Below are 21,454 nucleotides of genomic sequence, written 5' to 3'. Positions count from 1 at the left end.
ATGGCAACGCTCACGCTTTCCAAACTCGACAAGAACTATGGCGCCTTCCACGCGGTCAAGGGCATCGACCTCGACGTGTCCGACGGCGAATTCGTGGCGCTCGTCGGCCCCTCGGGCTGCGGAAAGTCCACCACCCTGCGGATGATCGCCGGGTTGGAGGACATCACCGGCGGCGACATCCGCATCGGCGCGCGGGTGGTCAACGACCTGGCCCCGCGCCAGCGCAACATCTCGATGGTGTTCCAGTCCTACGCGCTTTACCCGCACATGACCGTGGCCGAGAACATGGGGTTCACGCTCAAGATCGCCGGCAAGGACAAGGCCGAGATCGACGCCGCCGTGGCCGAGGCCGCCCGTGCCCTGGAAATCACCCCGCTGCTGGAACGCCGCCCGGCGCAATTGTCGGGTGGTCAGCGCCAGCGGGTGGCCATGGGCCGGGCCATCGTGCGCAACCCGGATGTGTTCCTCTTTGACGAGCCGCTGTCGAACCTCGATGCCAAGCTGCGCGGTCAGATGCGGACCGAGATCAAGCAGCTGCACGCCCGGCTCAAGGCCACGGTTGTCTACGTGACCCACGACCAGGTCGAGGCGATGACCCTGGCCGACCGGATCGTGATCATGAAGGACGGCAATATCGAGCAGGTCGGCACCCCCGACGAGGTCTTCAACCGCCCCGCCTCGCAATTCGTCGCGGGCTTCATCGGCTCGCCGCCGATGAACATGGCCGAGGCCGTGACCACGGAGACCGGGTTGCGCTTTGCCGATGGCACCGAGCTGCCCATGCCCCCGGCCTTCAACGTCGCCCCCGGGCGCAACGTGGTCTTTGGCCTGCGCCCCGATGATCTCTACCCCGAAGGCCATGGCATCCATTCCGAGGGCGGCCATGCCGTGACCTCGATGCAGCTGACCGTCGATCTGTCCGAACCGCTGGGCAACGAGACGCTGCTTTTCGCCGACCTGGCCGGGCAGCGGTTCACGGGGCGGATGCTCAACCCCCGGCGAGTGACGCCGGGCGAGATCATGACCTTCCATCTCGACCTGTCGAACGCGCATCTCTTCGATGCCGACAGCGGCCTGTCGCTGCGGGGCGCCTGATGGCCCGGATCGCCCATATCAAGCTGCAGATGGTGGACCTGGCGCCCAAGGTGAAACGCACCGACGCGATCCAGTCCTTCGTCAGCCAGGAGACGCCCCTCGTCACGATCACCGACACCGACGGGGCGGTGGGCATGGGCTATTCCTACACGATCGGCACCGGCGGGTCGTCGGTCATGCGGCTGCTGTCCGACCACCTTGCGCCGCGTCTGCTGGGCCGCGAGGCCGAAGAGGTCGAGGCGATCTGGACCGACCTCGAATTCCACACCCATGCGACGACGGTGGGGGCTTTGACTTCCATTGCCTTGGCGGCTGTCGATACGGCGCTGTGGGATCTGCGCTGCAAACGCGCCGGGTTGCCGCTCTGGCGACTGGCCGGTGGCGCGAAGGCGCAGGCACCCTGTTACACCACCGAAGGCGGCTGGCTGCATATCCCGACGCAAGCGCTGGTAGACGACGCGATTGCCGCGAAAGAGGCCGGGTTCAAGGGGTCCAAGGTCAAGATCGGCAAGCCTTCCGCCGCCGAGGACGCCGCCCGCATCGGCGCCATCCGCGATGCCGTGGGGCCAAGCCAAGAGATCATGGTCGACGCCAACCAGGGCTTCCTGCGCGACACCGCCCGTCGCCGGGCCAATGCGCTCGCGGATTTCGACCTGGGCTGGCTCGAGGAACCTTTGGCCGCCGACGATATCGAAGGCCACGCCGAGCTGGCGCGCATCGCGTCGATGCCTGTGGCGGTGGGTGAAAGCCTCTATTCCATCCGCCATTTCGCCGATTACGTCGCGCGGGGGGCTGCCAGCGTGATCCAGGTCGATGCCGGCCGGATCGGCGGCATCACCCCCTGGCTCAAGGTCGCGCATATGGCCGAATGCCATGGCCTCGCCGTGGCGCCGCATTTCCTGATGGAACTGCACGCCTCGCTCGTCTGCGCGATCCGCAACGGCATGTGGGTGGAATACATCCCCCAGCTCGACGAGATCACCGGGCAGGGGCTGGTCATAGAAAACGGCATGGCGCAGGCGCCCGAAGCCCCCGGCATCGGCATCGACTGGGACATTGCCGAGATCGACCGCCGGTCGGTCGCCGAATTCACCATGAACCTCGGGGAGGGGGTCTGATGGTCCGCATGGGACAGGTGATCGGGGTCAGCCCCGAGAAGATCGCCGAGTACAAGGAGCTGCACGCCGCAGTCTGGCCCGGCGTGCTGGCGAAGATCGCCGAATGCAACATCCGCAACTACACGATCTTCCTGCGCGAGCCGGAGAACCTGCTGTTCGCCACCTTCGAATATCACGGAGACGATTGGGCCGCCGACGCCGCCAAGATGGCCGCCGACGAGGAAACCCAGCGCTGGTGGGCCGTCTGCATGCCCTGTCAGGTGCCATTGGACACCCGCAAGGACGGCGATTGGTGGGCCGACATGGAGGAGGTCTTCCATGTCGATTGAGCTGAAACAGGAATGGGATCTGCCCTCCGTCCGCCGCCCCATCGTCATCTTCGGCGCCGGCTCCATCGTCCGCGACGCGCATCTGCCGGCGTGGAAGGCCGGGGGCTACACGGTCGCCGGGATCACCGACCCGGACTTTGCCAAGGCCCAGGCACTGGCCTCGGAACACGGCACGCAGGCGCTGACCGTCGATCAGGCGCTGGCCGTCGAGAACGCCGTCTACGACCTGGCCACGCCGCCCGCCGCCCATGCCTCGATCCTGAAGACCCTCCCCGAGGGCGCGCCCTGTCTGATCCAGAAGCCCATGGGGTCCGACCTGACAGGCGCCTCCGAAGTGCTGGACATCTGCGAGGCCCGGGGCCTTCAGGCCGCGATGAACTTCCAGCTGCGCTTTGCGCCCATGGCCGTCGCGCTGAAGGACGCCATCGACAGGGGCCTGCTGGGCCGCGTCGTCGATATCGAGATGCACGGCGTGCTGGCCACGCCATGGGGCCTCTGGGAATTCCTCGAAGGCCTGCCCCGGATCGAGATCACCATGCATTCGATCCACTACCTCGACCTGATCCGCCACCTGCTGGGCGACCCGGCTGGCATCCACGCCAAGACCATCGGCCACCCGTCCCACAAGGTCGCCCAGACGCGTACAGCGGCGATCCTGGATTACGGCGCGGACATCCGCTGTGTCCTGTCGGTCAACCACGACTGGGATTACGGCCGCCCGCACCAGGCCTGCGAGATGCGCATCGCGGGCACCGAAGGCGCCGCCTACATGAAGCTGGGCGTCAACCTCGACTACCCGAAGGGCGAACCGGACATCCTGCAGATCCACACCGGCGGGCAATGGCACGACATCCCCCTGCGCGGATCCTGGTTCACCGAAAGCTTCACCGCCCGCATGCACAACCTGCAACGCGCCGCCGCTGGAGAAGACACCCTCATCGCGCCCGTCGCCGACGGCTGGCGCACCATGGCGCTGGTCGAGGCCGCCTATGCGTCCTCTGCCGCGCCCATGACCCCAATCGAGAAGAGGCCCTGATGGAACGCCCCCGCTACCTTGAAGATTACGAGATCGGCGAAAGCCGCGAGACCTATGGCCGCACGATCACCGAAACCGATTTCGTCGTCCATGCCGGCCATACCGGCGATTTCTTCCCGCATCACATGGATGCCGAGTTCATGGCGAAATCCGAATTCGGCGGCCGGATCGCCCATGGCACGATGATCTTCGCCATCGGCGTCGGCCTCACCGCGACCGAGATCAACCCGCTGGCGTTTTCCTACGGCTACGACCGGCTGCGCTTTGTCCGCCCGGTGATGATCGGCGACACGATCCGCACCCGCGTCACGGCGGCACGGAAGGAAGACGACCCCAAACGGCCGACCTCCGGCAAGCTCTTTGAAAAGGTCGAAGTGCTGAACCAGCGCGACCAGGTCGTTCTGGCCTGTGAACATATCTACATCGTTGAAAAGAAAGAGGTGATGGCATGAGCAAAATCGCCGGCCAGACCGTCCTGATCACCGCCGCCGCCCAGGGCATCGGCCGCGCCTCGGCCGAGGCCTTCATCGCGGCCGGATGCAATGTCTGGGCAACGGATATCAATGCCGAGGCGCTGGCGGGGCTGGAGTGCCAGACTGCCAAGCTGGACGTGCTGGACACGGACGCCGTGAATGCCCTAGTCGAAAAGATCGGCGCGGTGGACGTGCTCTTCAACTGCGCAGGCGTGGTGCATGGCGGCTCGATCCTCGAGGCGCCGGACAGCGACCTGGACTTCGCGTTTGACCTGAACGTCAAGGCCATGGTCCGCATGATCAAGGCCGTCCTGCCGGGCATGCTGGAGCGCGAAAGCGGCGCCATCATCAACATGAGCTCGGTGGCGTCTTCGATCAAAGGTGTGCCGAACCGCTTTGTCTATTCCGCCACCAAGGCCGCCGTGCTGGGCCTGACCAAATCGGTCGCCGCAGATTACGTGACCCAGGGCATCCGCTGCAACGCGATCTGCCCGGGCACGGTGCAATCGCCATCGCTCGACCAGCGCCTTGCAGACACGGGCGATTACGACAAGGCCCGCGCCGATTTCATCGCCCGCCAGCCCATGGGCCGCATCGGCGAGCCGGAAGAAATCGCCGATCTCGCCGTGCAACTGGCGGGCGCAACCTACACCACCGGCCAGGCTGTCTGCATCGACGGCGGCTGGACCATCTGAGGGACAAACCTATGAAACTGCTTCGTTATGGCGCGCCCGGCGCCGAAAAACCCGGCCTTCTGTATGACGGTGCGATCCGTGACCTCTCGGTCATCGTCCCCGACATCGCCGGAGACGCCATCGGCCCCGAAGGCATCGCCAAGATCGCCGCCGTGGATCCGTCCACCCTGCCTCTGGTCGAGGGCGATCCGCGCCTTGGCCCCTGCGTCGCCGGCACCGGCAAGTTCATCTGCATCGGGCTGAACTACTCCGACCACGCCGCCGAGACCGGCGCCACCGTTCCGCCCGAGCCGATCATCTTCATGAAGGCCACCTCGGCCATCTGCGGCCCGAATGACCCGATCGTGATCCCGCGCAACTCGGAAAAGACCGACTGGGAAGTCGAGCTGGCCGTGATCATCGGCAAGCCGGGCAAGTACATCGACGAGGCCAATGCCATGGACCACGTCGCGGGCTTTGCCGTGACCAACGACGTCTCTGAACGCGGTTTCCAGATCGAGCGCGAAGGCCAGTGGACCAAGGGCAAGAGCTGCGACAATTTCGGCCAGATCGGCCCGTGGCTGGTGACGCCGGATGAGATCGCCGACGTGCAGGACCTGCCCATGTGGCTGACGGTCAACGGCGAAAAGATGCAGGACGGCTCGACCAACACCATGGTCTACGGCGTGAAACACCTGGTCAGCTACCTGTCGCAGTTCATGTCGCTGCAGGCCGGTGACGTGATCTCGACCGGCACGCCTCCGGGGGTTGGCCTGGGCATGAAACCGCCGCGCTACCTCAAGGCCGGTGACGTGGTCGAGCTGGGCATCGAAGGGCTGGGCACCCAGCGCCAGGACGTGGTGGCGGACGCATGAGCCGGATCACGGGCCTTCGGACCTGGGACCTGCGGTTCCCGTCCGAAGGGGGGCTGGACGGGTCGGATGCGATGAACCCCGATCCGGTCTACTCGGCCGCCTACGTGGCGCTGGAGACGGACGGGGGCCACGAGGGCCACGGGCTGACTTTCACCATCGGGCGCGGCAACGAGCTGTGCGTGGCCGCGATCGAGGCGCTGGCGCCGCAGGTCGTGGGCCGCGACACCGATGACATCCTGGCTGATCCGGGCGCCTTCTGGCGCGCGGTGACCGGCGACAGCCAGCTGCGCTGGGTCGGGCCGGAGAAAGGGGTCATCCACCTGGCCGCCGGTGCCGTGATCAACGCGGTCTGGGACCTGATGGCGCGGGAGGCGGGGAAACCTGTCTGGCGGTTCGTGGGCGAGATGGCGCCCGAGCAGCTCGTGAAGATCCCCGATTTCCGCTACATGACGGATTACCTGGATCCGGGCGAGGCGCTGGAGATCCTCCAGGAAGCCGAGGGCGGCAAGGCCGCGCGGATCGAGACACTGCTGGGCGAGGGCTATCCCTGTTACACGACCTCGGCCGGTTGGCTGGGATACCCGGATGATAAGCTGCGCCGGCTCTGCCGCGAGGCGAAGGACAGCGGGTTCACCCATGTGAAGATGAAGGTCGGCCGGGATCTGCAGGACGATATCCGCCGCCTGACCATTGCCCGCGAAGAGCTGGGCGAGGGCGTGACGATGATGATCGACGCCAACCAGGTCTGGGAGGTCGGCCAGGCCATCGACTGGGTGAAACAGCTGTCATTTGCCAAGCCCTGGTTCATCGAGGAACCGACCAGCCCGGATGACATCCTTGGCCACAAGGCGATCCGCGAGGCGGTGGCGCCGGTCAAGGTGGCGACGGGCGAGATGTGCCAGAACCGCGTGATGTTCAAGCAGTTCATCGCCGCGGGGGCCATCGACGTGGTGCAGATCGACAGCTGCCGGCTGGGCGGGCTGAACGAGGTGCTGGCCGTGCAGCTGATGGCGGCCAAGGCCGGCCTGCCGGTCTGGCCTCATGCCGGGGGCGTGGGGCTGTGCGAATACGTGCAGCACCTGTCGATGATCGACTATGTCGCCGTGGCCGGGACGAAGGAGGGCCGCGTGACCGAGTTCGTCGATCACCTGCACGAGCATTTCACCGATCCCTGCCGGGTGGACAACGGCGCCTATCTCGCGCCCTCGGCGCCGGGGTTCTCGATCGAGATCAAGGCCGAAACCCGCGCGGCCTTCCGGTTCGCCGGCTGACAGGCTGGATCCGTAGGATGGGTGCTCGCACCCATCCTACCGCTAATACCCGGCCAGCCGCTTGTGGGCTCGGCTGACGGTGCCCTCGGTATCGGTCATCGTCACGTCGACCGACTGGGTCCGCGCCGGCACCGACAGGCCAAGCCGGGGGTTCTCGGACAGCGAGATCGACCCGGTCACGCCGACATAGCCCGCACCGTCCAGGGCAATCTGCACGTCCTCGACATAGCGCATCGGGATGTAAAGCAGCGACACCTGGTCCATCTGCATGCCCGAATGCGAGGGATGCGAGATATCCACGTCCAGCTTCCGCAACCGCGCCGACAGCTGCGCCAGCGTGCCCCCGGCCCCGGGCAGGGCGGTGACCTCCAGCTGCATCTCTCCCAGGCTGGCCAGGGCCAGCGCCGGATCGCCCACCGGCGGCGCGGCACAGGCGCCCTGGCCGGAGGTCTTGACGAAGGTCTCGGCCACCCAGAGCTGGCCGTCGGTCGTCTCGGCCACAACATGCAGCGGCGTCGGCCCGTTCACCCGCATGGTGACATCGAAGAAGAAGCTCTCCAGCGGGTCGTCCAGCGCGAAGACGGCCGAAACGGGCATCGGGTTCTCGTCGAGCACCAGCGTCACCCGGCCCAGCCGCAGGCCGGGCGGGGCCACGACCTGGGCGGCGATTTGGGTGCGGGCGTCGTCGCGCGTGCGCATGGGCGCGTCGATGGCAATGATGTCCCCGCCGTCGCGCAGGGGCCGCGCATCGTAAAGCTCGGCCCGGATGTAATCCCAGCTTTCGCCGGCTGTGGTCGGCCCCGACAGGACGGCCAGGGCCAGGCCGGTCACGGCCGACAGGATATTCGCGCCCCGGCGGGCGGGTCGTTCGGGTCTCATGGCGTTCCTCCGGACCGGCCTCGTCCGGTCCCCATGGTCCATGACTAGCACGAAAGTCGCATGCCGCCGAATAGGTCGATGGTCTCACCCGCCACCCTTCGGCCCGTTTCGCCGCGCCTTGGACCGGACGCCGTACAGACTGGCAGCCCCCGGTTGGCTGCAGGCCGTCCCATGGGGCCGGCTGATGGCCTGGAGGGCCCCCATTCCGCCACGCGACTTGCCCGCCGCTAGGCAGAGGGCCCGCCGATGCCCGGGCGCGCCAATATGCCTGCCACTGGCCGCCCGCAGGCCTTGCGGTAAGGCCACGACCCGGCGGCCGTACAGGTGGCCTTGCACACCCTGTCCTCCGGCCCATGGGGGCTGTCACCGGGCCATGCCGCAAGGCCTTATCCGGCCGCTGCACAAGACGGTCCTCCCGCCGGACAACCCCCGCCGCCCAGGCGCCACCCCTTTCCACTCCGTAATCGCCCCGGAACGGGGTGCGGATCAGCCGGCCGCGCAGCAGCTGGCCGCGTTGCGTTCGGGGGGCAGGTCCAGGCAGGGATTGCCGTCGAAGAACCCGTTGGGCATCAGCATGAACCCGGTCGAAATCACCGGCTGCACCGGGAAATCCTCAAGCCGGACATTGTGGTGCAGCCCGAAGACATGCCAGGCCACCACGTCCTTGCCATCGATCGAATTGCCCCGCTCGGCCGCCTTGTGCACGCCTTCGGACCCGTCGGAATGGTTCATGAAATCCCCGGCGGGAAAGCGTTCGTCGGCATGGTATTCGGTCAGCCACAGGTGGTTGTAGATGAACGGCATGCGCTGGCCTGACGGCCCGTCGGGATGGTTGAAGGGCGTCACCGCATGGGTCGGCTCCAGCTTGTAGGCCGTGGGCTTGCCCATGTAATTGGTCGTCCCGGCTGACGCGAATTTCCAGTAGCGCTGGGTCTCGGGCGCGATCTTGCGCCCGCATTCCGTCGTCAGCGGCGTTTCCTCGACATAGAACGCATTGCCATAGGGATTGTCCGGCCCCATCGGCAGCGCCCGGGTGTTGCATTCCACCACCCGGGTTTCGTCGCCGTCGACGGCCAGGTCCAGCCGGGCCACAAAGAGGTGCTGGTGGATCTGTCCGATCACCCCCGGAGCGACCTCGGTGCCGAAGCGCATGTCGGTCTCGGGCGTCTTGCCGACGGTATTGATGATGCCCGTGGCCTTCATCTCGAACTCGATCTTGCCGTCGAGGTAGAAATACCAATAGGACGCGTATTCGTAATTGCCCACCGTCGAGATCGACGAGATCACCAGCCGCCGCCCGCGCCGGACCTCGGTCTTGTCGGTGCGGAAATCCCAGTGTTTCCAGAGGATGCCGGTGTCTTCCTCGTGAATGCAGATGGCGTTCCTGATCGTCTCGGCCTTGCCTTCGATGCCGGAAATCTCGGCATCCAGGTAATGGATCACGCCCAGGCAATCACAGCCCAGCTCCAGCGAATTGGCCAGCTTGCCCAGCCCGTATTCGCCGATGTCGAAGACGTTCTTGCGCGCGTGCTGGCTGTCCGGAGACCCGTAAGGCACCACCATCTCGGCAATCGACGCGCGGTAGAGGATCGGCCGGCCCGCGTAGCGGATGTCATGCAGGGTCAGCCCCTCGCGGCCGTTGAAGCCGATCAGGATGGACCAGTCGTGCCACTTGATCGTGCGGCCTTCCATGGTGAAGGTCACGCCGTCGGGCTGGATGACGTCGATGGGCCGCAGGTCCTCGCGGGTCTCGTCGATGAACTGGGCGTCGTAATTGACCTCCATCTCTGGCACCGGCACGGCGCCGTAATCATCGACGCGCACGACCTCCATGGCCTTGATGTCGACGACCGGGTTCAGGCCTTCGATCGGATGGGCATAGAGATTGTCGTCGGGCCGCATCCGCACCCAGCAGAAGGTATGGGCCAGGTGCTTGCCCTCTTCGCCGTCGACATCGAAATTGCCGGCCGACCAGGGATCGACGCAGACCAGGTCCATGTCCTCGATCCCGCGCCGGGCGCAGGCGGCGATGAAATCGGGATGGGCCTTAACCGTGTCCTCGATCAGCATGAATTCTTCCAGCATGATCATCGGGCAGGCTTCGGGCAGGTGTTCTTCCTTGGCGATGGCCCCGTCGCTCAGGGCCACGACAAAGCGCCAGACGCCGATGCTGCCGGGCCGGAAGACATTGACCCGGGCCTCGCGCCGGGGCCGGGCACCGCCCTGGCCAAAGGCCCGCACGGCCGCCTTGGCCGGTTCCTTCAGCTCGATCGTCTCGAAGCGCAGGTCGTCGCCGCCCATGTGGCGGGCGACCAGCTTGGCGGCGGTTTCGATCTCGGCGCCCGACAGCGGGTCCAGCGGGTGGGACACCCGTGTGTCGAAGGCGGTGCGGTCGGCAACGTTCATGGCTCACTCCTGTCACTCGGTCGCGATCAGGGTAGGCGAGGGCGGGCGCGGGACCATGGCCGGAACGCCCCGGGCGGGCCGGGGCAGGGGGCGGTGGGCCGGCGATGACCATTTCGCGGGCGCGGATCGGCTCCATGGCCCGATTTTCGCGCTGGGCGGGGGCCGGGATGGTCGGGGCCGCGTACCGGGCTGAGGGCGAAACTGCCGCATCGGTCGCGGCGGGGCGGGCGAGCGGCAAGGCGTATCGGGCAGAGCCGGGATGGGCGGTGGGTCGGAGATCAGGCGCCCCGCGGGGCCTGTGCCGGGCAAGGGCCGTGAGGGGCAGAAGGGTCGCGGGCCGCGGGCGCGAGGGGGGGGAGTGCCGGGGCAGGGCCGGCAGACCCGGCGCGCGGAGAGGCGCGCCGGGCGGGTATCAGCGGGTCAGAGGCCCGTGCGGGCGATGTCGAGGGCCAGCCGCGAGACGGCGGCGCCGCGGGCGCTGACGATGGCTCCGGGGGTGGGCGGCTGGACCAGGGGCACCGAGATCGAGAACCGCTTGGCCCGGTTGCGCGCGCCGCTCTCCGGGGCCACGAAATATTGGCCGGTCAACAGGAAGGTGCCGTCATCGGTGGCCAGGAATTCCTCGATCCGCACGTCGACCCGCGCATCGGGCAGGTCGCGGAACGGCCAGGGCGAGGGCGCGGCGACGGCCCCGGTGATCTGGCCCAGGTCGCGGGCGACCTGCAGGGTGACGGCCCGGATCGGATCATCGGCCCACAGCGGGCCCAGAGGCTCGATCTTGCCGTCGGCCTTGCGGATGTAGATCTCTTCCGACGAGCCGTAGCTGGGCAGGGTGACCTGCAGGATTTCCAGCTCGCCATAGCGCGAGGCCACGCGCTCTTCGGGCGCAGGCGTCGGAAAGCCATAGCGGGTGTCCGAGGAACAGGCGGCCAGGGCGGCAGCGCAGAGGAGGGGGATCAGGAAATGACGCATGACTTACCGCCCGAAGATGAGAGAATTGGGATTGCGCTCCAGCTGCCGCGACAGCCGGTAGATCGACTCGGCCGCGGCGCTGACCTGGCGGATGGCCACCAGCATGTCGCGTGAGAATTCGCTGGTCCGGTCATAGCCGGCCAGCGTGGTCGAGGCCTGCGCGGCCAGCCGGCCCAGCCGGTCCGACAGCTCGGGCAGGGTTTCCGAGGCCCGGGCCACGGCCTCGGCGGCCTGGCGGGCCGAGGCCAGCGTGGCATTGGTGTTTTCCACCACGCCCCCGGCCCGGAATTCGTCCAGCGTGATGCGCAGCGAGGCCAGCGTGCCGTTCAGCTCGGCCGGCAGGTCGCGGGCGCTCGGCTGGTCGAGGATGCGCTCGGCCGCGTCCAGCAGCTCGGATGCCCGGGCCGCCAGGTCGTTGAGTGGCAGGCCCCGGGCCTCGTCCAGCAGGGCGCGGGCCTGGTCGGCCAGGCCGGGCAGACTGTCGGCCGCGGTGGCCAGGTCGTCGATCGCCGCGGTGATCTTGTCGGCCGTGCCATCGGCATCGAAGGTCGCCAGGAAGCCGTTGACCCGCTCGGTCGCCTGGCTCAGCTGGGCCGTCAACTCGACCACCCGGGTCGGGATCGATTGCAGGTCGTCGCCTTCGGCCAGCCCGCGCACGGCGACCAGCGTGTCGCGCATCTCGCCCAGGGCGGCGGTGATTTCCGACGGGATCGCCCGGGCCGCGCCCTGGTCGATGATCTGCTGGGCGGCGGTCAGCAGGTCCGAGACCTGCGTCGTCAGCTCGTCCAGCGGCAGGGCCCGGGCCTGGGCGATCAGCGCCCGGGCATCTTCGGTCAGCGGCGGCAGGCTGGCGGCGGCATCGTCGATGCTGCCCAGCGTGGCCGTGACGCTGCCCACCACGTCGTCATCCTCGATCCGCGTCAGGATGGCATTCAGCCGGGCCGAGGCATCGGCCAGCTCGGTGCTCAGGCGCTGGACCTCCTCGCCGGCGGTGATCGCCCGGACCGAGGCCAGCGTGTCGCGCAGGTCTTCCAGCGCGGCGTTGACCTCGGCGGGGATGGCCCGCGTGCTGTCCTGGTCGAGCACGGCCTCGGCCGAGGCCAGCAGCGCGCCGGCCCGGTCGGCCAGGTCCTGCAGCGGCAGGGCCCGGGCGTCTTCCAGCAAGCCGCGCGCATCGCCGACCAGGTCGGGCAGGCTGTCGGCCGTGCGGGTCACGCTTTCGATGGCCGCCACCAGCTTTTCGGTGGCCTGTTCCTCGTCGAGCTGGGCCAGCAGCGTGTCGACCCGGCCGATCACGCCCCGGATGTCGTCGGCCACGGCCGTGACCTGGCCGGGCAGGCCCTGGATCGCATCGCTGGTCGCCACGTCGCGGATCGCCGCCAGCGCCGCGCGCAGCTCACCCGGCGCGGCCTGCAGCTCTTCGCTGCCGACCAGTTCGCGGGCCGAGTTCAGGAAACCCACGGCCGAGGCCATCAGGTCCTCGATGGGCAATTCGCTGGCCCGCTGCAACAGGCCCTGGGCGGTGGTCGTCACGTCGGTGATGTTGGACGGCGCCGTCGGCACGGCCGGGAAGGGCTGGGCCGTGCGGTCGACGCTGCCCCCGCTTTCGCCGGGAACATCGACCATCTCGATCTTCAACCCGCCGGTCAGGATCGAGGCATTGGTCAGCCGCGCCCGCATGCCCGCGGCGATGCGCAGGTCGAGGTAATCCAGCAGGTCTTCCTGGCCCGGTTCGACATCGCCGTCGTCTTCCAGCCCCAGCCGGCCTGGGTTGACCTTGAGCGTGGCCACCAGCCGCACGTCGGGATCGCCGAAACGTTCGACATCGACCATGCCGGAAATCGCCTGGACCTCGCCGATCTTCAGCCCGCCCATCTCGACGGCTGCCCCGGCGGCCAGCCCCGGGGGGTTCTCGTCGAAGATCATCATCAGCTCGACGCTGTTGCCCTGGCCGTCGAGATAGAAATCCTCGCGCGCGCTCTCGGCGTCGGGATGCAGTTCGAAATCCATCCCCGCCCGCAGCTCTTCGCCGCCCGAGGCCAGGGTGTCAAAGGTCACGCCCCCGGCCACCAGCGAGGCGATCGAGGTGAAATCGAGGCTGGCCCCGCCCGGGTTCAGGGTGAAGCTGAAGCCCGAGACGTTCCAGAACCGCGACGACGAGGTCACCAGTTTCTGGTAGGGGTCGAGGATCACGGCCTGGGCCTCGACGCGCATGCCATCGCCCGAGATCTTGCCGCCATCCATGCGCCCGACCTCGATGCCCTTGTAGAAGATCGGTGTTTCCGACGAGGGCAGGGTGGTGTCCGAATAGATCGTGAACATCGTGCCGCTCTCGCCGGCCTTCAGCAGGGGCTCTTCGTCGAGGCCTTCGAAATCGTCGACATGCGGCCCGGGGTGATTGTCCCAGGCGCCCTGGATGTAGACCCCCGACAGGACGGTATCCAACCCGCGCACGCCCTGGGCGGTGACCTGCGGCCGGACGACCCAGAACCGGGCATCGGCATCGATCCGGTGGGCCACGTCCTTGTGCACGCGGATCTCGGCCACGACCTTCTTGAGATCGTCGGAAAAGCCCACGCTCTCGACGATGCCCACGGGGATGTCGCGAAAGCGCAGTTCGGTCTCGTCGGCCCGGATGCCGGCGGCATCGGTGAACCACACCCGGATCAGCGGCCCGCGCTGGGAAAAGTTCTGCCATGTCGCGCCCAGGGCGATGACCAGGGCCACCACCGGCACGGCCCAGACCAGCGAGACCTGGCGGCGGGGCTTGCCGTCCTCGACCGGCAGATCGTCGGGATGGGGGGCGGAATTGGGAGTGTCGGTCATGCGGTATGGCCTTCGCGGGGGGCTGTGGGCGCCGGGGCGCTGTCGGTCTGGGGGGCGGTCCGGTGCGCGGGGCGTGCGGTCGCCCCGCCGGCCTCGGCCGCGGTGTCGGGCCCGGCCGTCGGGGCGATTGGCGTGGCGGCGCGCGTGCCGGGGCCGGCTGTCGGGGCGGCGGGTGCGTTGGTGGGGGTGACGGTGCCGGCCATCGGGGCGGCGGGCGTGTCGGGCCCGGCCGTGGGGGCATCAGGTCTATCGGGCCCGGCCGAAGGATCGCGCCGGGCGGTGTCCCAGATCAGGCGGCTGTCAAAGGACTGGGCGGACAACATCGTGAATATCACCGACATGGCAAAGGTCAGGGCGGCCGGACCCGGGCGGATCGAGGCAACGACCGACAATTGCACCAGCGAGCTGAGGATGGCCACGACGAAGACGTCGATCATCGACCAGCGCCCGATGAAATCGACCACTTCGTACATGACCTGCCGGCCATGGGCGCTCTGGATCGTGCCCCGGCGCAGGGTCAGGGCGAGATAGGCGATGGCAATGAACTTGCCCACCGGGATCATCACCGAGGCCACCAGCACGATCAGGGCGATCAGCACGTCGCCATGGCGGGCGATCTCGACGGCGCCGCCGATGATCGTGTTGTCCTGTTTCGAGATCAGCGTGCGGGTGATCAGCATCGGCGTGACATTGGCCGGGATGTAGCAGAGCACCCCGGCAAACCACCAGGCCCAGACCCGCTGCAGGCTGGTCTCGTCGCGTGATCGCAGCCGGCTGCCGCAGCGCGTGCAATGGCTCTGCCCGGCCGGCCAGACCCGGGCGCAGACCTGGCAGGCCACCAGCCCGGCCTCGCGCGCGGTGATCATGCGTCATCCTCCGTTTCGAGGCTCTTCCACACCGACCAGGTGCACATGTAGGCGTCGTTGACCACGACAATGACGACCAGCGCCGAGAACATCCAGAAGGCCGGGCCGAAATCCAGCCGGGCCATGTCGGAAATCTTGACCAGGGCCACGGCGCAGCCGATCGCAAAGATCTCGGTCATGGCCCAGGGCTTGACCTCCTGGGCCAGGCGAAAGGCCGTGCGGGCGTGGCGGGCCGGCGGGCGGTCATAGACCACGGGCACCAGGACATAGAGCAGGAGCACCGTGCGCAGCAGGGGGATCAGGACGATCATGCTGATCGTGGCGACCGAGACCAGCACCAGGATGCCCGAGCGGAACGAGGTGGCGATATCCAGCAGCGAGGTGCGGTTGCCCAGCCCGGCGGCATGGATCTCGAGAAAGGGAAAGAAGACGGCGGCCGTGACCAGGATGTTGATGGCCAGGGTCAGGGCGATGATGCGCAGCCCGGCATGCGCCCGCGGGCGGATCAGAACGGTACTGCACCGCGCACAGACCGCCCGGCCGCCCTTGGGCGGGATCTGCTCACGGTAGAGCGCGTCGCAGGACGGGCAGGCGATCAGGTCCGCGCCATCGGTGTCCTGCAACGGGTGGGCGGTGTCATTCGGGGTCAGCGGCTGCATGTCGTCTTCGCAGGGATGTCGGCCCCTTGATATAGCGTGAAGGCGGTGAAATCCATGGCTGGCAGGCCAATCGGGCGATCAACTTCGCCCCGGGCCGGGCGATGCTTGCCCCAAAGACGTCTGGTGCCTGTGTCTGCTCCCGCCCGGCGATGGCCTTGCACCGGCTGCGGCAAGGCTCCGCCCGGGCAAATCTGCCGTCTTCTCTGCACTGCGGCGATGGCCTAGGCTGATGCCTGACATCCCCCACGGACCCGGAAAGGACCCCCGATGGCACAGGACCAGAGCGCGGTGATCGACTGGCTGATGGATCCGGCGACCCATGGTGGCGACCGGCCGCGCCATGTCGAGACCCACGGCGCCCATGTCGTGTTGGCCGGCGACAAGGCCTACAAGATCAAGCGGGCCGTCAAGTACGATTACATGGATTTCTCGACCCTGCGGCAGCGCCGCGACATGCTCTGCCGCGAGCTCGATCTCAACCAGCCCGCCGCGCCCGGGATCTATCTCGATGTCGTGCCCGTGGTGCGGACCGATGGCGGGCTGGCCTTTGGCGACGGGGCAGCCCCCGGCGCGGAGGCGGTCGAATGGGTCCTGCGCATGCGCCGTTTCCCCCGCGAGGACGAGCTGGCAGCCGTCGCCGAGCGGGGCGCGCTGGATGATGCCCTGGCCGAAGAGCTGGGCCGGTCGGTCGCCCGCTACCACGCCCGGGCGCCCCGGCGCGACGGCGATGGCGCGGCGATGATGGCGGCCATCGTCGACGAGCTGGATACGGCCTTTGCCGGCATGACCGCCGAGCTGGGCGCCACGCCGGTCGCGCGGTTCGGCGACGCGGTGGCCGCCGCGCTGGCCGGGCAGGGGCCGAGGCTGACCGCAAGGTCGGACGAGGGGCGCCTGCGCCGCTGTCACGGCGACCTGCACCTGCGCAACCTGGTGCTGATCGACGGCCGGCCCGTGCCCTTCGACGCGCTGGAATTCGACGAGGTCCTGGGCACCTGCGACGTGCTCTACGACATGGCCTTCCTGGTCATGGACCTGCTGCATCGCGACCTGGCCCGGCCGGCCACCCTGGCGCTGAATGCCTGGCTCTTCGAGGCCGGGGGCGACGAGGATGCCGCCCTGGCCTGCCTGCCGTTCTTCCTGGGCATCCGCGCGGGCATCCGGGCCATGGTCGATGTCCAGGCCGGCAGGGCCGCCGACGATGCCGCCGGGGCCAACGAGGACGCCCGGGCCTACCTTTCCCAGGCCCTGCGCTTTCTCGCTCCGCCGCCGCCGCGGCTGATCGCCGTGGGCGGGCCCTCGGGCACCGGCAAGACCACGCTGGCCCGCCGCCTGGCCCCGGGGTTGGGCGCCGCGCCGGGGGCCGTGCACCTGCGCAGCGACCTGGAACGCAAGCACCTGGCCGGGGTCGACCCGCTGACCCGCCTGCCGGCAACGGCCTATGCGCCGACAGCCAGCCGGGCCGTGCATGACCGCCTGTGCGCCCGGGCCGAAACCCTGCTGGCGGCCGGCCAGTCGGTGATCCTGGATGCGACCTTCCTGGATGCGCATGAACGCCGGGCCGCGGCCGAACTGGCGCGCCGGGCGGGGGTGCCCTTTGACGGGATCTGGCTGGAAGCGCCGCAGGACGTGCTGACGGCCCGGGTCGATGCCCGGCGGGGCGATGCCTCGGATGCCGATGCGGCGGTTGTCGCCGGCCAGATGGCCCGCGATCCCGGGGCGATCGACTGGACCCGCCTGCAGTCCGGCGGGCCGATGGACGACCTTGAAGCCCGGGCGCGTGTCCGGCTGGATATCGCGCGCCCGGGCTGATGGTTTGGCGGGGAGGTCTGGCTCCCCCGGTCAGGGGGCCCCGTCAGAAGCCCCCATCAGGCTCCGGTCAGAACCACAGCGCGGCAGTCAGCGTGACGGTGCGCCCCGGTTCGGTCAGCGCAATGACCCGGGAGCTGTCCAGACCGTCGGACGACCGGCTGGAATAAGTCTCGTTGAAGAGATTGCGCAGGTCCAGCCGCAGTTCGAGATTGTCGAACCGGCGCGGCACGTAGGCCGCGTAGAGGTTGAGCACCTCGTAGCCCGACAGCGTCACCGCCGCATCGTCGTTTTCCAGCGCGATCTCGGCAGTGCCCCCGATGCGCCATTGGTCGTCGATGTCCCAGCCGGCTTCGAGGGCAAAGATGTGGCCCAGGGGGCGGCCATAGTAATAGGCCGTCGTCGAAGCCGGGTCGCCGTTGATGTCGACATCGGCATAGGTGTAGTTCAGCCGGGCAAAGCCGCTGTTCCACAGGTAGCCCAGCGAGGCATCGACACCCTGGCTGACCACGTCGGCCAGTTCACCCCGGGCGCCGCCGGTCGGCAGGATGGCGCTGAGGTCGTCGACTTCGGTGTAGAACAGCGCCGCCCGGCCCTGCCACGTGCCGGTGTCGAAACGCAGGCCCAGCCGCGCGGACTTGGACGTCGACGAGGTAAAGCCGGTGTAATCCCACGGCCCGCTGAGGTTCATGACCGCGGCCTCGCCCAGCTGGTACCCGCCCCAGCCATGGCTCAGCCCGGCATTCAGCGTCCAGATGTCCGACAGCATCACGTCGATCGAGCCGTTGAAGCTGAACCCGCCGTCGTCGAATTCCTGCCCGCCGGTGCCTTCGAAGGACTGGTAATCATACCGCGCCCCGTACGACACCGAGACCCGCTGGCCCAGGTTCTGCCGGGCCTGGGCAAAGACGCCGATGCCGCTCAGGGTTTCCTTGCCCGAGGTGCTCAGCGGCGCATCCGATCCGCCCTCGGCGCTGTCGTCGAAGAAATCGATGCCCGTCGTCAGCGTGCCGTTGCCGATGAAGAACTCGTTGCGCACCACGCCGCTGAAGCTCTTGTTGGTGCCGAACACGCCACCGGCGTCGATTTCCTGTTCGTTGTAGGCGATTTGGATGAACGGATCCCACCAGCCGGCCGGGGCCTCTTCGGTATAGGTCAGCGACAGCGAGGTCCGCCGGCTCAGCCCGTCGATGATGATGTTGTCGACCCCGTCGACCCCGGCAAAATCGGGGCGGATGAACAGCAGCCCGCCCGGTCCGGGCTGGGCGGCGCGCGGGCCGGTGTCTTCGGTCACGCTGGCCGAGAAGGTCAGCCTGGACCCGCTGTCCGACGTGTAGGAAAACTTGCCCAGGTAATCCTGGATGTCGGCGCCGGTGCCCTGGATCGTCGTGCCGTCGCCATCGTCGTAATCGTCGCCATGCTGGTAGGTGCCGCTGAGCAGGTACTCAAAGCCCTGGGCCTGGCCGAAGACAGACAGGTTGCCCCGGAAGCCATAGCCGTTGTCACCGCCCGACAGCATGATCCGCCCGCCAAAGGCATCGCCCGGCTGCAGCAGGTCGGACGCATCCTTGGTCGTGTAGGCGATCGCACCGGCCGAGGCGCCCGGGCCGGCATCGGCCGGGGCCAGGCCGGCGCTGATCTCGACCTGTTTGAGCATCGCCGGATCAAGCAGCACGTTGCCGGTGTGGTGGAAGGCCGACTTGTTCTGGCGGGCGCCGTCGATGGTCACCGACAGCAGGCTTTCCTCGATGCCGTTGACAAAGACCTTGGTCCCGATCGCCGCGCCGCCCGATGTCTGGACCGAGCTTTCGCCATCGAAGACCTCGCGGATGTTCGACGGGTTGCGTTCCTCGATCTCCTCTTCCGAGATCGTCTTGTTGCCAAGCACGTCCTGCGCGGCGGCCTCGCCGATGCGGATCTCGCCCAGGTAGGTGGCGCTGTCCTCTTCGCTGTCCTGTGCCAGGGCGGCGGGGGCCGTCGTGACACCCGCATATGTGGTCAGGGCCGTCGCCAGCAGCAGACGGCCCATGGTGGATCGAACCATGTCCCAGTTCCTCTCTCTCTGAAATGCCTTGCGGGGAGGAACCTCGGACGGCCCGGACCTGGCGTGGCGGATCTGGCAGCAGCCAGGACGCAAGTCCGGTTATTGTTCACTTATACCTGAATCATTGCGTCAGGTATCTAATGCGCGTCGGTCCGGTCGGTTGTAAAGATGAACAGCCGCCCTGATTGCGCAGTCACGCCGAAGGGTGTGTCGAAAAGGTCGGTCAGGGTGGATTCGGTGAGCACCGCGTCGCGCGGGCCGGCGGCGGTGATCCGGCCGTCCTTCATGGCGATGACCCGGTCGGCCCAGGCCGCGGCAGCGTTGAGATCATGCACCACGATGACCACGGCCCGGGCCTCGGGGCCGGGGCGCGACATGGCGTGCAGGCGGCTCATCAGGTCATGGGCATGGCGCGGATCCAGCGCGTTCAGCGGTTCGTCCAGCAGCAGCCAGCCGGTGGCCTGGGCATGGGTCATGGCCACGAAGGCCCGCTGGCGCTGGCCGCCCGACAGGGTGTCGAGATAGCGGTCGCGCAGGTCCTGCAGGCCAAAGCAGCGCAGGGCCTCGTCGATGATCTCGCGGTCCTCGGGCGTGATCCGGCCCTGGTGGTGGGGCCAGCGCCCGAAGGCCACCAGGTCGGCCACGCGCAGGCGGCTGGACACGGCCTGGCTCTGGGTCAGGATGGCCAGGGTGCGGGCGCGGTCCAGGTCGCCGGCCCGGGCAATGTCCAGCCCATCGACCTCGGCCCGGCCGGTGCTGGGCCGGCTGAGCCCGGCGATGCAATGCAGCAGCGATGACTTGCCCGCGCCATTGGGCCCGATCAGCGCGGTGATGCCCGACTTCGGGATCTCGGCCGAGACGTCGTGCAGGATGTCGTGGCCATGGATCGACAGGCCCAGCCCTTCGACGCGGATCATCGCTGGCGCCTCAGGACCAGGGCGAGAAAGAGCAGCCCGCCGGCAAATTCGACGAGCAGGGCCAGCGAGGATTGCATGGACAGGAGCCTTTCGAAGACGAATTGCCCGAAGACGAGGATCGTCGCGCCGATCAGGCCGGCGGCGGGCAGAAGGATGGCATGACGGTGGGTGCCGGCCAGGTGGTGGGCCAGGCTGGCGGCCAGCAGTCCGAGGAAGGTGATCGGGCCGACCAGGGCGGTCGACACGGCGGCCATGGCGGCGACCAGGGCCAGGGCCTGCAGGGCGGTGCGGCGATAGGCCAGGCCCAGGCTGCGCGCGGTGCGCTCGCCCAGGGCGGCGACATCCATCCGCCCGGCCAGGCGCAGGGCCAGCCCGGCGGCCACGGCCAGCACCGCGGCGGCGATGGCCAGCTGGTCTTCGGGCACCGAGGTGAAACTGACAAAGCTGGCCTGCTGGACAACGGCAAATTCCGACGGGTCCATCAGCCGCTGGCCCAGCCCGGCCAGCCCGCGCAGCAGTACGCCCAGGATCACTCCGGCCAGGATCATGCGGGTCATGTCGCGGGCGCCGTCCTTGAGCAGCAGGCCGAAGAGCAGCAGGGCGGCGGCGACCAGGATCGCGGTTTCGGCCAGGAACTTGGCCATCGGCGGCAGGGTGGTATAGCCCAGCCCGCCCAGGGTCAGGATCAGCAGGGTCTGCAGAAAGACGAAAAGCGCGTCGAAGCCGACGATGCCCGGGGTCAGCAGGCGCGAGGCGGCCAGGGTCTGGAACAGCACCGTGGCCATGCCCACGGCCGCGCCGACCAGCACCAGCGCGACCAGCTTGGTCACGCGCAGCGACAGGATGAAGCCCACCGGCCCGCTGAGGTCCCAGCCCAGGAACAGGGCCACCGAGCCGGCCAGCAACAGGCCCAGCAGGGCCAGCGGCGGCAGGCGTCGCAAGGCACCCAGCGGGCGGCGCGGACCCGGGAGGCGGCCATTGTCGGACCCGTCGGCGCGGGCGCTGCCGTGGGCAGGGCCGTTGATGGCGCCGTTGCCTTGGGCGGGGCCGTAGTTCGTGCCTGCGCGTTGAGCGGTGCCGTTGTCAGGGCAGGCGCCTTGCACGGCGCCGTTGGTGGGGCCGTGGCCGGGGGCGGTGCTTTGCGTGGTGCCGGTGTCAGATGCGGTGTCTTGGACGGCGCCCTGGACGGTGCCACTGTTGGTGGCGGT

General features: G+C 68.3%; 17 protein-coding genes and 1 pseudogene. 9 read left to right on the top strand and 9 right to left on the bottom strand.

The features are described 5' to 3' along the window. The 8 genes from ACK3BB_RS19345 to ACK3BB_RS19310 are packed head-to-tail and all read left to right on the top strand — an operon-like array spanning window position 1 to window position 6,871. Entirely contained in the window at window positions 1-1,095 is a 1,095-nt protein-coding gene (locus ACK3BB_RS19345) for an ABC transporter ATP-binding protein (RefSeq protein WP_428926279.1), read from the top strand. Further along, a complete protein-coding gene (locus ACK3BB_RS19340) occupies window positions 1,095-2,213 on the top strand; it encodes a mandelate racemase/muconate lactonizing enzyme family protein (protein WP_428926278.1) in 1,119 nt (372 codons plus the stop codon). The genes ACK3BB_RS19345 and ACK3BB_RS19340 overlap by 1 nt, the downstream gene beginning before the upstream one ends. Beyond that, window positions 2,213-2,542, top strand: a complete 330-nt coding sequence (locus tag ACK3BB_RS19335) for an L-rhamnose mutarotase (RefSeq protein ID WP_428926277.1) — start codon at window positions 2,213-2,215, stop codon at window positions 2,540-2,542. The genes ACK3BB_RS19340 and ACK3BB_RS19335 overlap by 1 nt, the downstream gene beginning before the upstream one ends. Continuing rightward, window positions 2,532-3,578 carry a Gfo/Idh/MocA family protein gene (locus ACK3BB_RS19330; protein ID WP_428926276.1) on the top strand — a complete coding sequence of 349 codons (1,047 nt, stop codon included), beginning with the start codon at window positions 2,532-2,534 and terminating at the stop codon, window positions 3,576-3,578. Before ACK3BB_RS19335 ends, ACK3BB_RS19330 begins: the two co-directional genes overlap by 11 nt. Beyond that, window positions 3,578-4,030 carry a MaoC/PaaZ C-terminal domain-containing protein gene (locus ACK3BB_RS19325; RefSeq protein WP_428926275.1) on the top strand — a complete coding sequence of 151 codons (453 nt, stop codon included), beginning with the start codon at window positions 3,578-3,580 and terminating at the stop codon, window positions 4,028-4,030. Before ACK3BB_RS19330 ends, ACK3BB_RS19325 begins: the two co-directional genes overlap by 1 nt. After that, window positions 4,027-4,746, top strand: a complete 720-nt coding sequence (locus ACK3BB_RS19320; protein WP_428926274.1) for an SDR family oxidoreductase — start codon at window positions 4,027-4,029, stop codon at window positions 4,744-4,746. Before ACK3BB_RS19325 ends, ACK3BB_RS19320 begins: the two co-directional genes overlap by 4 nt. Before the next feature lie 11 nt (window positions 4,747-4,757). After that, on the top strand, window positions 4,758-5,600 hold the full coding sequence (locus ACK3BB_RS19315; RefSeq protein WP_428926273.1) for a fumarylacetoacetate hydrolase family protein: 843 nt from the start codon (window positions 4,758-4,760) through the stop codon (window positions 5,598-5,600). Beyond that, window positions 5,597-6,871: an L-fuconate dehydratase gene (locus ACK3BB_RS19310; protein WP_428926272.1), complete on the top strand. Its 1,275-nt coding sequence runs from the start codon at window positions 5,597-5,599 to the stop codon at window positions 6,869-6,871. The genes ACK3BB_RS19315 and ACK3BB_RS19310 overlap by 4 nt, the downstream gene beginning before the upstream one ends. A 42-nt stretch (window positions 6,872-6,913) precedes the next feature. Here the strand turns inward: ACK3BB_RS19310 and ACK3BB_RS19305 are convergent, their stop codons facing one another. From ACK3BB_RS19305 to ACK3BB_RS19280, 6 genes and pseudogenes are all read right to left on the bottom strand, one after another. Continuing rightward, on the bottom strand, window positions 6,914-7,750 hold the full coding sequence (locus tag ACK3BB_RS19305; protein ID WP_428926271.1) for a quinoprotein dehydrogenase-associated SoxYZ-like carrier: 837 nt from the start codon (window positions 7,748-7,750) through the stop codon (window positions 6,914-6,916). Between the two features lie 486 nt (window positions 7,751-8,236). After that, on the bottom strand, window positions 8,237-10,156 hold the full coding sequence (locus ACK3BB_RS19300) for a primary-amine oxidase (protein ID WP_428926270.1): 1,920 nt from the start codon (window positions 10,154-10,156) through the stop codon (window positions 8,237-8,239). A 420-nt stretch (window positions 10,157-10,576) separates the two neighbouring features. Beyond that, on the bottom strand, window positions 10,577-11,128 hold the full coding sequence (locus ACK3BB_RS19295; protein WP_428926269.1) for a PqiC family protein: 552 nt from the start codon (window positions 11,126-11,128) through the stop codon (window positions 10,577-10,579). A gap of 3 nt (window positions 11,129-11,131) precedes the next feature. Next, window positions 11,132-13,954 carry an MlaD family protein gene (locus tag ACK3BB_RS19290; protein WP_428926268.1) on the bottom strand — a complete coding sequence of 941 codons (2,823 nt, stop codon included), beginning with the start codon at window positions 13,952-13,954 and terminating at the stop codon, window positions 11,132-11,134. Window positions 13,955-14,226: 272 nt separating this feature from the next. Beyond that, window positions 14,227-14,820 (bottom strand): annotated as a pseudogene (locus ACK3BB_RS19285) (paraquat-inducible protein A); the annotation flags it as partial. Then, window positions 14,817-15,479: a paraquat-inducible protein A gene (locus tag ACK3BB_RS19280; protein WP_428926267.1), complete on the bottom strand. Its 663-nt coding sequence runs from the start codon at window positions 15,477-15,479 to the stop codon at window positions 14,817-14,819. The gene ACK3BB_RS19280 and the pseudogene ACK3BB_RS19285, both read right to left, overlap by 4 nt. 267 nt (window positions 15,480-15,746) lie before the next feature. Between ACK3BB_RS19280 and ACK3BB_RS19275 the strand changes: the two genes are divergently transcribed. Then, on the top strand, window positions 15,747-17,288 hold the full coding sequence (locus ACK3BB_RS19275; protein WP_428926266.1) for an AAA family ATPase: 1,542 nt from the start codon (window positions 15,747-15,749) through the stop codon (window positions 17,286-17,288). Between the two features lie 67 nt (window positions 17,289-17,355). Here ACK3BB_RS19275 and ACK3BB_RS19270 read toward each other — a convergent pair whose 3' ends face one another. The 3 genes from ACK3BB_RS19270 to ACK3BB_RS19260 form a co-directional block, all read right to left on the bottom strand. After that, window positions 17,356-19,329: a TonB-dependent receptor domain-containing protein gene (locus ACK3BB_RS19270; protein ID WP_428926265.1), complete on the bottom strand. Its 1,974-nt coding sequence runs from the start codon at window positions 19,327-19,329 to the stop codon at window positions 17,356-17,358. Between the two features lie 137 nt (window positions 19,330-19,466). Further along, the gene (locus ACK3BB_RS19265; RefSeq protein ID WP_428926264.1) at window positions 19,467-20,246 is read right to left on the bottom strand and encodes an ABC transporter ATP-binding protein; all 780 of its coding nucleotides are present in this window, start codon (window positions 20,244-20,246) and stop codon (window positions 19,467-19,469) included. Further along, window positions 20,243-21,187 (bottom strand): iron chelate uptake ABC transporter family permease subunit, encoded by a 945-nt coding sequence (locus tag ACK3BB_RS19260; RefSeq protein ID WP_428926263.1) that lies wholly within the window; start codon window positions 21,185-21,187, stop codon window positions 20,243-20,245. The genes ACK3BB_RS19265 and ACK3BB_RS19260 overlap by 4 nt, the downstream gene beginning before the upstream one ends. Window positions 21,188-21,454: the final 267 nt, after the last annotated feature.

Source organism: Marinibacterium sp. SX1 (assembly GCF_050389775.1).
Taxonomy (GTDB): Bacteria; Pseudomonadota; Alphaproteobacteria; order Rhodobacterales; family Rhodobacteraceae; genus Marinibacterium.
Note: the sequence above shows the minus strand (reverse complement) of the source record. Positions and strands in the feature narration are given on the sequence as shown.

Excerpts from the sequence above, each read along its gene's own strand:
- ACK3BB_RS19345 (WP_428926279.1), top strand. The coding sequence starts at position 1 with ATGGCAACGCTCACGCTTTCCAAACTCGACAAGAACTATGGCGCCTTC.
- ACK3BB_RS19340 (WP_428926278.1), top strand. The coding sequence starts at position 1,095 with ATGGCCCGGATCGCCCATATCAAGCTGCAGATGGTGGACCTGGCGCCC.
- ACK3BB_RS19335 (WP_428926277.1), top strand. The coding sequence starts at position 2,213 with ATGGTCCGCATGGGACAGGTGATCGGGGTCAGCCCCGAGAAGATCGCC.
- ACK3BB_RS19330 (WP_428926276.1), top strand. The coding sequence starts at position 2,532 with ATGTCGATTGAGCTGAAACAGGAATGGGATCTGCCCTCCGTCCGCCGC.
- ACK3BB_RS19325 (WP_428926275.1), top strand. The coding sequence starts at position 3,578 with ATGGAACGCCCCCGCTACCTTGAAGATTACGAGATCGGCGAAAGCCGC.
- ACK3BB_RS19320 (WP_428926274.1), top strand. The coding sequence starts at position 4,027 with ATGAGCAAAATCGCCGGCCAGACCGTCCTGATCACCGCCGCCGCCCAG.
- ACK3BB_RS19315 (WP_428926273.1), top strand. The coding sequence starts at position 4,758 with ATGAAACTGCTTCGTTATGGCGCGCCCGGCGCCGAAAAACCCGGCCTT.
- ACK3BB_RS19310 (WP_428926272.1), top strand. The coding sequence starts at position 5,597 with ATGAGCCGGATCACGGGCCTTCGGACCTGGGACCTGCGGTTCCCGTCC.
- ACK3BB_RS19305 (WP_428926271.1), bottom strand. The coding sequence starts at position 7,750 with ATGAGACCCGAACGACCCGCCCGCCGGGGCGCGAATATCCTGTCGGCC.
- ACK3BB_RS19300 (WP_428926270.1), bottom strand. The coding sequence starts at position 10,156 with ATGAACGTTGCCGACCGCACCGCCTTCGACACACGGGTGTCCCACCCG.
- ACK3BB_RS19295 (WP_428926269.1), bottom strand. The coding sequence starts at position 11,128 with ATGCGTCATTTCCTGATCCCCCTCCTCTGCGCTGCCGCCCTGGCCGCC.
- ACK3BB_RS19290 (WP_428926268.1), bottom strand. The coding sequence starts at position 13,954 with ATGACCGACACTCCCAATTCCGCCCCCCATCCCGACGATCTGCCGGTC.
- ACK3BB_RS19280 (WP_428926267.1), bottom strand. The coding sequence starts at position 15,479 with ATGCAGCCGCTGACCCCGAATGACACCGCCCACCCGTTGCAGGACACC.
- ACK3BB_RS19275 (WP_428926266.1), top strand. The coding sequence starts at position 15,747 with ATGGCACAGGACCAGAGCGCGGTGATCGACTGGCTGATGGATCCGGCG.
- ACK3BB_RS19270 (WP_428926265.1), bottom strand. The coding sequence starts at position 19,329 with ATGGTTCGATCCACCATGGGCCGTCTGCTGCTGGCGACGGCCCTGACC.
- ACK3BB_RS19265 (WP_428926264.1), bottom strand. The coding sequence starts at position 20,246 with ATGATCCGCGTCGAAGGGCTGGGCCTGTCGATCCATGGCCACGACATC.